The sequence below is a fragment of the Pseudoxanthomonas koreensis genome, from assembly GCF_041890415.1.
GTDB lineage: Bacteria > Pseudomonadota > Gammaproteobacteria > Xanthomonadales > Xanthomonadaceae > Pseudoxanthomonas > Pseudoxanthomonas koreensis_A.
Window position 1 is genome coordinate 553,067 of the sequence record NZ_CP169056.1, and the last position, 12,001, is coordinate 565,067.

Below are 12,001 nucleotides of genomic sequence, written 5' to 3' on the forward strand. Positions count from 1 at the left end.
CTTGCGGATGCCGGCTTTCCTGCTTACCCCCACAAGGAGTTTTCCATGTCCTCTTCCCGCCCGTTCCGTTCGGCGCTGGCCGCCGCCCTGGCCCTGGCCTGCATGCCGGCACTGGCCGCCGAGTACAGCGGCACCGTGTTCTTCGGCGACAGCCTTACCGACTCGGGTCATTTCCGTGGCGCGTTGCCGCCGGAGCTGCAGCCGCTGGCCGGCAAGTTCACCAGCAATCCCGGCCTGGTCTGGGCCGAGCACCTGGCCGACCGTTACGGCGGCAATGGCCGCACCGACGGCGAGGGCGGTGACAATTACGCCCAGGGTGGCTCAAAGGTGACCGTGCCCAGCGGCCAGGCCGACTCCACCGTGGCGCAGGTCGCCCACTACCTGGGCACCCGCGGCGGCAGTGCCGATCCGGATGCGCTGTACTCGGTGTGGACCGGTGCCAACGACATCTTCGCCGTCGCCCGCGGCGAGGCGCCGGCGCAGGGCCTGGCCGTTTCCGCCGGTGGCGTCGTGCAGATGGTGGGATCGCTGCAGGCGGCGGGTGCGCGCTACATCCTGGTGCCGAACCTGCCCGACATGGGCATCACCCCAGACGCGATCGCCGCCGGGCCGGCGGCGCAGGGTGCGCTGAGCCAGCTGTCGGCCAGCTACAACGACGCCATGTACGGCGCGCTGGCCGCAGCCGGGCACCGGGTCATCCCGCTGGATACCTACAACATGCTGCGCGAAGTGGTCGCCAGCCCGGCCACCTACGGCCTGCGCAACGTCACCGAACCGGGTTGCATGGCACCGGGTGGCAACTCGCTGGCCTGTTACCCGGCGTTGTACGTGACCCCGGACGCGGCCGACAGCTACCTGTTCGCCGATGGCGTGCATCCCTCCGCCGCCGGCCACGCGATCCTGGCCGACTACGCCGTCTCGGTACTGGAAGGCCCGCGCCTGGTGTCGGTGGTGCCGCACTCGGCCACGGTGATCGGCCGCGCGCGCGCCGACCAGGTCGCCTCGCACCTGGCCGCCGGCGCGCCGCCCGAGGGGATGCACTGGTGGGGCGGGCTGCGTGCGGACAACCAGCGCTACGCGCACGCCGACCTGTATGACGGCATCGCCCCGGCCGGCCTGTTCGGCATGGACTGGAGCAATGGCAACGGCCTGGTGTTCGGCACCTTCGCCGGCTACGGCAAGCTGGACGCGGATTTCGGCCAGCGCCGCGGCGGCTTCGAGCAGTCCGACACCACCCTGGGCGGATTCGTGGGCTGGTACGGCCAGCGCGCCTGGGTCAACGCCCAGGCCAGTTGGACCCGGCTGGACATCGAGGTGACCCGCGAGGTGGCCATGGGCCCTGCGGTACGCAGCCATCGCGGTGACAGCGACGGCCGCAACATCGGCGTCGGCGTGAGCGGCGGCTATGCCTTCGGCGAGGGCGCGCTGCGCCACGGCCCGGTGGCCGCGCTGCTGTGGCAGCAGGTGAAGATCGACGGCTGGGACGAGGACAACCTGTCCTCCACCGCGCTGGCCTACCCGGAGCTGGCGCGCGACTCGCTGATCGGCAGCCTGGGCTGGCAGGCCAGCTACGACGCCGGTGCGTTCACCCCGTACCTGCGCGCCACCTGGGACCACGACTTCGAGGATGCGCCAGGCCAGGCCCGTGCCAGCCTGCGCACCGTGGCCGGCATGGAATACGCCGTGCCCGGCGTGGATTTCGACGACGACTACGGCAGCGTGGTGCTGGGTGCACGCTTTGAACTGTTCGGCCTGGCCGCCGACCTGGGTGCGCGGACCACGGTCAACCGCAAGGGCGGCAGCGACAACGGCCTGTTCCTGGGCCTGTCCGGCGGGTTCTGATCCCACCCGGCTGCGGCGCAACCGGTTTTCTCCGTTGCGCCGCAGCCCGGTCGCCGCATAGACTTCAAGCCTGCGCGGGTGTAGTTCAATGGTAGAACTGCAGCTTCCCAAGCTGCTAGCGTGGGTTCGATTCCCATCACCCGCTCCAATTCGACGGCGACACGGGCCTGGCCCTTGTCGCCGTTCTGTTTTCCGGGGGCAGTGATGCTCACGCCGGGGCCACGGCAGGCCCGGTACACCTGCGCGCATGGGCGCGCATGAACCCCTGCAGCGGTTGCACCGCACTCCTGCTCCGGTCGGTCGGCGGGTGCGCGCATGAGCCTGGAGCTGTACCGGCGCAAGCGCAGCTTCGACAAGACCCGCGAGCCCGAGCCAGGCAAGCCGTTGCCGGGCGGCCGGCGCGCGCTGTTCGTGGTCCAGTTGCACCACGCCAGCCGACGCCACTACGACTTCCGCCTGCAGGTGGGTGATGCGCTCAAGAGCTGGGCGGTGCCCAAGGGGCCCAGCTATGACCCGGCGGTCAAGCGCATGGCGGTGGAAGTGGAAGATCACCCGGTGGAGTACGCGGGGTTCGAAGGCCACATCCCCAAGGGCCAGTACGGTGGCGGCCACGTGGCCCGGTTCGATCACGGGGTGTGGTCCACCCATGGCGATCCGGAGGAGCAATTGGCAAAGGGCCACCTGCGCTTCGAGCTGTTCGGCGACAAGCTCAAGGGAGGATGGCACCTGGTGCGCTCGGGCAAGCCGGCGCGGCAGCCGCAATGGCTGCTGTTCAAGGACAAGGATGCCTATGCCGGCACGCTCGAGGCCGACGACCTGCTGGGCGACGTGGCAGCGCCGCCGGCTGCCGATGCCCGCCGCGCAGGCGGCGGCAAGCCTGCACGCAGGAAACTGGCGGCACTGCCGCGGCGCCCCGGCCGCAAGCGCGACTGGGCCAGGCTGGCGGCGGCGTTGCCCGACGCGCGCAAGGCCGCCGCGCCGGACGGCCCGTTCAGGCCGCAACTGGCGCGGCTTGGCCAGGCGCCGCCCGACGGCGGACACTGGCTGCACGAGATCAAGTGGGACGGCTACCGGATCCTGGCGACCGTGCGCGAAGGCCAGGTGCGGCTGTGGTCGCGCAACGCGATCGAATGGACCGGGCGGATCCCCGACATCCGTGCCGCAGTGGAGGCGCTGGGCCTGCGTTCGGCGGCGCTGGATGGCGAGCTGATTGCCGGTGCCGGGACCCGGGATGATTTCAACCTGCTGCAGGCCACCCTGTCCGGCGAGCGCAACGGCACCCTGGCTTACGTGCTGTTCGACCTGCTGCACCTGGATGGCATCGACCTGGCCGGGGCACCGCTGCTGGAGCGCAAGGCGCTGCTGGAACGCCTGCTCGATGCCAACCCGGGCCACCTGGCCTACAGCTCGCACATCCAGGGCGATGGTGATGCGGCGTACCGGATGGCCGGCGAGCAGGATTTCGAGGGCATCATTTCCAAGCGCGCGGACCGGCCGCACGTGGCCGGCCGAAGCGATGACTGGCGCAAGACCAAGCAACTGGCGTCCGACGAGTTCGCGGTGGTGGGTTACACCGCGCCCAAGGGATCGCGCAGCGGCTTCGGCTCGCTGTTGCTGGCCCGTCCCGACCCGGAACACGGCTGGCGCTATGCGGGCCGGGTCGGCAGCGGTTTCAACGATGTGCTCATGGGCGAGGTGACGGCGCGGCTGCAGGGCGGCGTGCGGCAACCCAGCGTCCACGTTGCCGCGACCGACACCGACCTGCGCTCGGCCCGCTGGTTCGCGCCGCGCTTCGTGGTGGAGGTGTTCTACCGCGGCATCGGTGGACAGGGCCTGCTGCGCCAGCCCTCGCTCAAGGCCGTGCGCGGCGACAAGGGCATTCATGCGCTGGCCGATACCGATCAAGCGGAGGCACCCATGCACGCGACACGCGGCGGCAAGAAGGCGACCAAGAAGGTGACCAGATCGGCGGCGCCGGAAAAGACGGCGAAGAAGGCGGTGCGGAAGGCCGCGAAGAAGACTCCGAAGAAGACTCCGAAGAAGACCCCACGTGCGGATGCCACATGCCCGCTGCCAACCCTGAGCAGCCCCTCCAAGGTGCTGTTCCCCGACACCGGCACGACCAAGCAGGACGTGTGGGACTACTACCGCGCCGTAGCCGCGCACCTGCTGCCGGAGATCGCTGGCCGGCCGCTGTCCATCATCCGCTGTCCGTCCGGCACGGCGAAGGCGTGCTTCTTCCAGAAGCACCACACCGCCGGCCTGGAACTGGTTTCGCTGGTGCAGCTGAAGGAAGAAAGCGGCAACAACGCCGACTATCTCGTTGTGGAGGACGAGGCCGGGCTGATGGAACTGGTCCAGTTCAACGCCCTGGAGTTCCATCCCTGGGGCGCGCATGCGCACGCGCCGGACGTGGCCGACCGGGTCGTGTTCGACCTGGACCCCGGGCCCGACGTGCCGTTTGCCGAGGTCAGGAAGGCCGCCGCCGACATCCGCAGGATCCTGGCCGACCTGGAGCTTGAATCGTTCCTGCGCGCGTCCGGTGGCAAGGGCCTGCACGTGGTGGTGCCACTCAATCCCGGATGCGACTGGGGCCTGACCAAACGCTTCGCGCACGGGTTTGCCGATGCACTGGCCGCTTCCGAACCGCACCGGTTCCTGGCCACCGCGTCCAAGCGCCTGCGCAACAAGCGCATCTTCGTGGACTACCTGCGCAACGGACGTGGCGCCACCGCGGTGGCGTCGTACTCGCTGCGCGCCCGTCCCGGTGCACCGGTGGCGATGCCGCTGTCCTGGAGCGAGCTGCCCAGGCTGGCGAAGGCCGGCGCCTTCACCATCGACAGCGCGCTGGCCAGGCTCAAGCGCCGGCGCAAGGATCCGTGGGAGGGGATCGAACGGGTCAGGCAGGACCTCGCCCGCTGGGCGCAGCAGGAGTGAGGCGGCAGGCGCGGCGATCACATCGCGTTGCCGCGGGTTTGCTACACAGGACAGGCCCGGGCAGCGATGGCCGCGCCAGGAAACGGCCCGCGCCGGGGCACCCGGCATCCGCGGCCGGCAACCGGAACCGACATGGCAAACCTTCCATCCTTCTTCGCCCGGCTGTTCCATGCCACCCAGCCCACGCGCGACCTCGACATCGGCCAGCTCAATGGCCTGGAACCAGACGACGAGGCGTTGCTGTGGATCGACCTGTGCGATCCATCCGCCCAACAGGTGGAGCTGGTCTGGGAGCAGTGCCGGCTGCCTGCCGCCGCACGGCGATTCCTGGCCGATGGCAGCACCACGCCGGAGGTCGGCCAGGAAGACCAGTACCTGTGGGTGCGCTGCGTGGTGGTCAATGGCCGCACCCGCCGCGAAGCAATGAGCGGCACCGTGCTGACCTGCGTTGCCGGTCCCAACCGGGTGCTGACGCACCGGCGCGGGGAAGTCCCGTTCATGGAAGAGTTGCGACGGCTCGGCATTGCCCACACCGCCATTGGCGGCCTGAGCGCGGAGAGTTTCGTGGCCACCCTGCTGGACCGGCAACTGGCCACATACTTCGACGCGGTCAGCGACTACGAGGATGCCATCGAGCGGCTGGAGGTGGCGATCCTGGGCAAGAGCGCCGGCGACTCGCTGCCCGAGCTGCAGCGCCTGCGCCGCTGGGCCTCGCGCATGCGGCGCATGCTGGCGCCGCACCGCAACGTGTTCGGCGCGATGTCGCGCCCGGACTTCCGGCCCGACGAAGGCCGCTCGGCCGATCGCCACTTCGTCGCCCTCGATACCCGCTTCGAACGGGCCATGGACATGGTGGAGAACGCCCGCGAGCTGGTAATCGGCAGCTTCGAGCTGTTCAGCAACAAGACCGCGCTGCGCACCAACCACTTCATGCGGGTGTTGACGTTCGTCACCGTCATCACCGGCGTGCTGGCAACCGTGGTCGGTGCGATGGGGATGAATTTCCAGGCCGACCTGTTCGGCAGCGGCGATGCCGGCTTCTGGAGCGTGGTGGCGGTACTTGTGGCGTTTGCCGCCGGCGCGCTGTGGGCCGGGTGGCGCCGCCACTGGTTCTGATACGCCGCCGCGCGCTGCCGCACTTCACGCATGGTTGATCGCCTTGGCGCTGACTGGAGGCCTCGCAAGCAAGCCGAAGGTGCCCGCGCCATGACCAGTCTCTGGATGCCCCACGCCATTCCACCGCCGGCGTCGGTGCCGGTGCGCGGCAGGGCCGGGGCCGACGTTGCGGTGGTCGGTGCCGGCATAACCGGGGTGATGGTCGCGCACCGCCTGCAGCAGGCCGGCCTGAAGGTGGTGCTGCTGGAGGCCGGCAGGGTTGGCGCGCTCAACACCGGTTGCTCCACCGGCAATCTCTACGCGCCGCTGTCGTCGGGCATGTCCGCGTTGCTGCAGCGTTGGGACGCGCAGGTGCTGGGCGACGTGACGCGGATGCGCGCCGCGGCCGTGGATGCGATCGAGGCCTGCGTGCAGCACTACCGGATCGACTGCGGCCTGGTGCGCTGCCCGCTGGTGTGTGCAGTGGAAGCGCCCGACCCCGGGCAGCTGGCGCTGCTGGACGAAGAGATGCAGGCCTTTGCAGTGGCCGGGCTTGAGCCTGTGACCGATGCAGGGGCGCTGCCGTTCGCGACCGCCGGCGCCTTCCGCATCGACGGCCAGGCGCAGTTCAATCCCTACCGGTTCACCCGCGCGATGGCCGATGCGCTGGCGCAGCGCGGGGTTGGCCTGTACGAGCAGTCGCCCGTGCTCGACGTGGACCCATCCCGGGGCGAGGTCATGACCGTGGAAGGCGTGGTGCAGGCCGCCCACATCGTGATGGCCACCCACACGCCACTCGGGTTCAACCTGGTCCAGGCGCAGATGGAGGTGTACCGCGAATACGGCATCGCGCTGCCGGTGGCGCAACCGGCCATGGGCGACGGCATCCACTGGATCCGCGATGCCGGGCGTTCGCTCAGACCGTGGCGCCAGGACGGACAGGAGTGGCTGGTGGTGGTCGGGGAGAAGCACCGCACCGGCGAAAACGAACAGGGCATCGACTACCGCATGCGCCTGGCCGATTACGCACGCGGGCGATTTGCGGCCGGCGAGGTGGCCGCCGAATGGTCAGCCCAGCAGTTCAAGCCGGCCGACGCACTGCCGTACATCGGTCGCAGCGGCCACGACAACGTGTGGCATGCCACCGGCTTCGGTGCAGACGGGCTGACCTGGGGTGCGGTGGCCGCCGGGTTGATCTGCGACGGCATCCAGGGCCGGCAATCCATGGACGCCGGATTGCTTGATCCGCGCCGCTTCACCCCGGCCACGTCGGCCAGGGGCTGGGTCAGCGAAAACGCAACCGTTGCCCGGCTAGGCCGGGCCCTCGATCGCAGCGAAGAGCTGCCACAGGCGGTAGGGTTTGGGCAGGAAGCGGGTGCCGGGGGGCAGGGGCGGCAACTGCGCGCGCTGATAGCCGGAGGCGAGCACCACATTGGCCTGCGGCTGCAGCTGCGCCGCTTCCAGCGCCACCTGCAGCCCGCTCACGCCATCGGGCATGTTCACGTCGGTGACCACGTGCGAGAACTGCACCGGGCCGCGCAGCGCCTCGATCGCATCGCGGCCGTTGCGCGCCAGGGTCACCGCGTAACCGCGCTCGGACAAGGCTTCGAACATGAGCGTGCGCAGGTCCTCCTCGTCCTCCACGAACAGCATGCTGACCGCGTCCATCAGGCCACCTCGCCGGCGGGCAGGTACACGCTGATCGTGGTGCCCTTGCCCGGCGCGCTTTGCAGGCGGACGTGGCCGCCGGACTGTGTGGCGAAGCCGAACACCTGGCTCAGCCCCAGGCCGCTGCCCTTGCCCACGTCCTTGGTGGTGAAGAACGGCTCGAACACGCGGGCCTGGTGTTCCGGTGGAATGCCCTGGCCATCGTCGGCGACCTCCACGCACACCCAGGCCGATTCGCCGGCTTCGTGCAGGGCCGGGTCGCTGGCGTGGCGCAGGCAGGTGCGCACGGCGATGGTGCCGCCATCGGGCATCGCATCGCGGCTGTTGCCCACCAGGTTGAGCAGGGCCGCCTCGAGCTGGGCGCGGTCCACGTCCACCGGCGGCAGGTCCGGCGCCGGTTCCACCCGCAGCGCGACCGACCCACCGACCGAACGGCGCAGCAGCCCGTCAGCCTCCTGCAGCAGGGCATTGACGTCCAGGCGCTCCGGGGCCAGCGGCTGGCCGCGGCCGAAGGTGAGCAACTGGCGGGTCAGCAGCACCCCGCGCTCGGATGCACGCAGGGCGGTATCGACCATCAGGCTCACCTTGCCGTCGCGGACCCGGCTGCCGATCAGGTCCAGGCTGTTGACCACGATCGTCAGCAGGTTGTTGAAGTCGTGCGCCAGGCCGAGGGTGAGCTTGCCGATGGCCTCCATCTTCTGCGCCTGCAGCAGCGCATGCTGGGCCTCGCGCAGGCGCTCTTCGGCGCGGAAGCGCTCGGTGATGTCGCGGGTGACCTTGGCAAATCCCACCAACCGGCCGTCCTCGCGGATCGGGTCGATGACCACGCAGGCGCGGAACCGGGTGCCGTCCTTGCGCACGCGCCAGCCCTCGGCCGAGTAGCGGCCCTCGGTGGCGGCGGTCTTCAGGTTGGTGGCCGGCAGCCCGGCGGCCGCGTCCTCGTCGGTGTAGAAACGCGAGTAGTGGCTGCCGATCACTTCGTTGGCCACATATCCCTTGATCCGCTCGCCGCCCTGGTTCCAGGTGCGGATCCGGCCCTCGGCATCGAGCATGTAGATCGCATAATCCGTGACCGAGTTCAAAAGCAGGGCGAACTGCCGTGAAGCGTCGTCCAGATCGGCCTGTGCGGGCGCTGGTGTCGCAATGTGCATGGATGTCCTCCCCAGCGCTGACGATAGGCAACGAAAAGTTAAGTGGTCGTGGTCGAACCGGGCGTTTGCGTCCATGCGTGCGGGTCCGCTGGGTGCCGCGGCATGCGATCATCGCCGCGCGCCGCGCCAGGCTGCCGGCCGGGCGCGCGCAGTCATCGACCGGAGCGCGGAGAGGCGGATGAGCATGCGTTGCAGGCTGCAGGGGATCGTGGTGGCGGTGGGGCTGGCAGCGGCCGGCGTGGTGCAGGCGCAGGATTTCGCCTGGCCGGGCGGTGCCAGGGCGGCGGTCAGCCTGGGCTACGACGATGCCCTGGATTCGCAGCTCGACAATGCGGTGCCGGCGTTGGACCGGTACGGGTTCAAGGCCACCTTCTACGTCACCCTCGGCCAGGACACGCTGCCGCGGCGCATGGACGAGTGGCGCCAGCTGGCGCGCAACGGCCATGAGCTGGGCAACCACAGCCTGTTCCACCAATGCGACGGCAGCATGCCCGGGCGCAGCTGGGTCGCGCCCCATCGCGACCTGTCCACCACCACCGTGGCCCAGATGCACGACCAGGTGCTGGTCGCCAACGGCTACCTGCAGGCGCTGGACGGGCGCACCGAGCGTACCTTCACCTCTCCCTGCGGCGACCGCCGTGCCAGTGACGGCGAATACGTGGATGGCCTGCGCGAGGTGTTCGTCGGCATGAAGGTCAGCCAGGGGGCCCGCGTGGCGACCAGCATGGCCGACTTCGATCGCCATGCCGTGCCGGTGCTGGCGCCCGAGGGGGTGACAGGCGCACAACTGATCGCCATGGTCGAGCAGGCCGCGCGCACCGGCACGGTGGCCACCTTCACCTTCCACGGCATCGGCGGCGACCACATGAGCGTGGAGCCGCAGGCGCACGAGCAATTGCTGGCCTACCTGGACCGGCATCGCGACGTGTACTGGACCGCGCCGTTCGTGGACATCGCGCGCTGGGTGCGCGACCACCCGCCCGGATCTGCCAGCCCCGCGTCGCCGTAGGCGCGTTCCCCGCATCTGTTGCAGCGGCGGGACTCCGCCCAGAACCCAAACCCAGAACCCAAACCCAGAACCCAAACCCAGAACCCAAACCCAGAACCCAAGGAGCAATCGCAATGGCATCCCCCGAGAAGATCCTCTATACCGCCCAGGCCACGGCCACCGGTGGCCGTGACGGCCGTGCAGTGTCCGCCGACGGCGCGCTGGACGTGGCGTTGTCCGTGCCCGCGGGGCTGGGCGGCGCCGGCGGTCCCGGCACCAATCCCGAGCAGTTGTTTGCCGCCGGCTACGCGGCCTGCTTCCTCGGTGCGCTCAAGCTGGTCGCCGGCAAGGCCAAGGTTGCGCTGCCCGCCGATACGCACGTGACCGCGCAGGTCGGCATCGGTCCGAATGCGACCGGTTTCGGGCTGAAGGTGGAACTGCGGGTGACCGCCCCCGGCGTGGCCCAGGACAAGCTGCGCGAGCTGGTGGAGCAGGCCCACATCGTGTGCCCATACTCCGACGCCACCCGCGGCAACATCGAGGTGGCGCGGGTCGTGGAGTGAGTGCCGGCCCGCGCCGCGGCGCTGCTGCGGCGCGGGCGGGAAAACCCGGGTGCAGCGCCGTGCGCAGCCGTGCCCGGTCAGTGCGCGGCGATGACCCGGTTGCGGCCGGCGTGCTTGGCCTCGTACATCGCCCGGTCCGCGCGGCGCACCAGGTGGTCGCGATCCTCGCCCAGCTGGCGCACCGCCACCCCGGCGCTGAAGGCCACCGTCATCGGCCGGCCTTCGTGCCGTAGCGGCGCCGCAGCCAGCTCGCGCTGCAGCCGGCGCACGGTCGCGGTGGCCTCGTCCAGGCTGGAGCCGGGCAGCAGCAGCACGAATTCCTCGCCACCGTGGCGCGCCACCGCATCACTGCCGCGCAACCCGGCGCGCAGCACTTCCACCAGGTGGCGCAGGGCGGCATCGCCGCCGGCGTGGCCATGCTCGGCGTTGAGCACGCGGAAGGCGTCCAGGTCCAGCACTGCCAGCGACAGCGGGCGGGCTTCGCGCTCGGCGCGCACCACTTCGCGTTCGTACAGTTCGGCAAAACCGCGGCGGTTGAGCGCGCCGGTCAGCGGATCGGTCGTCACCAGGTCGCTGACGTCGCGCAGTTGCGACTCCAGCTCGCGCACCCGCGCCTCGGCCGCTTCCATGTCCTCGCGCGCGGCCTGCATCTGCGCGCGCGCGCGCTGCGCCTGCTCCTGCAGTTGCGCGGTGTCGTCGAGCACTTCCTCCAGGCGCCGGCCCAGTTCGGTGATGCTGCGTGCCTGGCGCACCGCCTGCACGTGGACCTCCATCCGGCTCTGGAACTGGCCGGTATTGGCGGACATGCCGTCCAGCCGCTCGACGAAGGTCGTCATCATCCCGCGCATGGCGTCCTTGGATTCGGTGATCCCGCGCTTGAGCAGGCCCTGCTGGTAGGCCAGCTCGCGCAGGCCCTGGCGGGTGGCTTCCAGGGTCTGCCGGTCGGGGTTGCCGGCCAGCAGCTCGCGCACCACCGCCACCTGGCCCTGCAGCCAGCTGCCGTCCTCCAGCAGTTCGGCCAGGTTCTCCAGCAGCAGGTCGAACAGGCTCAGCATCAGGGCGTGCTGTTCGGACGCATCGCCTGCGTGCACGCCGACCTGATGGCACAGCTCGCGGACGCGCCGGGCCAGAGGTGCCAGCTCCTGGCCCGGCTGCCAGCGCTTGAGTTCGCCGCCCAGCGCGCTGGACTCGTCGGCCAGGGTCGGCAGCGGCTGCAGCAGCGAAGCCAGGGCAACGCCCACGGCCTGGCGCAGCAACTCGCGCAACTGCTCCGATTCGGCCGTGGCCCCGTCCGGCGCGTCCAGGCTGCGTGCAAACCCGCGCAGATACTTGTCCAGGAACTGGCGCAGCACCCGCGCGGCGGTGGCCCAGTCCTGGCCTTGGGAGGCCGACTGCAGGCGCCGGCCCAGGTCGCCCAGTTCGCCGGGCAGGGCGGCCATGTCCTCGGCGAAGGCCGGCAGCAGCGCGCGCGGGTCGTGCGCGGCCGCCTCCAGCGCGGCCGGCACGGAACCGGCGGCGGCAGGGGACGGGGCGGCAGGCGTGCTGCGGATGGCCATGCGGAAGACTCCGGTTCCGCCGGCCGCGCAGCGGCATGCACGGCCGGAAAAAGGACGGGGACACCAGCTTAGCGGCTGGGACAGGCACAGGTGTAGCCGCGACGGTACGCCGCCGGCGCCGTCCGGGGAAGCGGGTCCGGCCACGCATGGGTGGGCACGATGGCCCCGTCCATGCGAGGCTTGCGCCTTCCCGCAAGGTAT

Annotated in this window: 8 protein-coding genes, 1 tRNA gene and 1 pseudogene; 7 read left to right on the forward strand and 3 right to left on the reverse strand. The window is 70.4% G+C overall.

What is annotated here, in order from left to right; genetic code table 11:
• The first annotated feature begins 45 nt into the window (after positions 1–45).
• From ACEJ41_RS02530 to ACEJ41_RS02550, 5 genes and pseudogenes are all read left to right on the forward strand, one after another.
• A complete protein-coding gene (locus tag ACEJ41_RS02530) occupies positions 46–1,842 on the forward strand; it encodes an autotransporter domain-containing protein (protein ID WP_374013231.1) in 1,797 nt (598 codons plus the stop codon).
• 74 nt (positions 1,843–1,916) lie between these two features.
• A tRNA-Gly gene (locus tag ACEJ41_RS02535) sits at positions 1,917–1,990 on the forward strand.
• A gap of 167 nt (positions 1,991–2,157) precedes the next feature.
• Positions 2,158–4,779 carry a DNA ligase D gene (ligD, locus tag ACEJ41_RS02540; RefSeq protein ID WP_374013232.1) on the forward strand — a complete coding sequence of 874 codons (2,622 nt, stop codon included), beginning with the start codon at positions 2,158–2,160 and terminating at the stop codon, positions 4,777–4,779.
• A 132-nt stretch (positions 4,780–4,911) separates the two neighbouring features.
• Positions 4,912–5,895, forward strand: a complete 984-nt coding sequence (locus ACEJ41_RS02545) for a magnesium transporter CorA family protein (protein ID WP_374013233.1) — start codon at positions 4,912–4,914, stop codon at positions 5,893–5,895.
• A gap of 198 nt (positions 5,896–6,093) precedes the next feature.
• A pseudogene (locus tag ACEJ41_RS02550) lies at positions 6,094–7,014 on the forward strand (NAD(P)/FAD-dependent oxidoreductase); the annotation flags it as partial.
• 171 nt (positions 7,015–7,185) lie between these two features.
• Here ACEJ41_RS02550 and ACEJ41_RS02555 read toward each other — a convergent pair.
• Positions 7,186–7,542 (reverse strand): response regulator, encoded by a 357-nt coding sequence (locus ACEJ41_RS02555; RefSeq protein WP_374013234.1) that lies wholly within the window; start codon positions 7,540–7,542, stop codon positions 7,186–7,188.
• A complete protein-coding gene (locus ACEJ41_RS02560; RefSeq protein WP_374013235.1) occupies positions 7,542–8,693 on the reverse strand; it encodes a nitrogen regulation protein NR(II) in 1,152 nt (383 codons plus the stop codon). Before ACEJ41_RS02560 ends, ACEJ41_RS02555 begins: the two co-directional genes overlap by 1 nt.
• Positions 8,694–8,871: 178 nt before the next feature.
• Between ACEJ41_RS02560 and ACEJ41_RS02565 the strand changes: the two genes are divergently transcribed.
• Both ACEJ41_RS02565 and ACEJ41_RS02570 read left to right on the forward strand, forming a co-directional pair.
• Entirely contained in the window at positions 8,872–9,702 is an 831-nt protein-coding gene (locus ACEJ41_RS02565; RefSeq protein WP_374013236.1) for a polysaccharide deacetylase family protein, read from the forward strand.
• 113 nt (positions 9,703–9,815) lie between these two features.
• Positions 9,816–10,244, forward strand: coding sequence for an organic hydroperoxide resistance protein (locus ACEJ41_RS02570; RefSeq protein ID WP_374013237.1), 429 nt, complete (start codon positions 9,816–9,818; stop codon positions 10,242–10,244).
• A gap of 77 nt (positions 10,245–10,321) precedes the next feature.
• Here ACEJ41_RS02570 and ACEJ41_RS02575 read toward each other — a convergent pair whose 3' ends face one another.
• Positions 10,322–11,800 carry a GGDEF domain-containing protein gene (locus ACEJ41_RS02575; protein WP_374013238.1) on the reverse strand — a complete coding sequence of 493 codons (1,479 nt, stop codon included), beginning with the start codon at positions 11,798–11,800 and terminating at the stop codon, positions 10,322–10,324.
• Between the last annotated feature and the right edge of the window lie 201 nt (positions 11,801–12,001).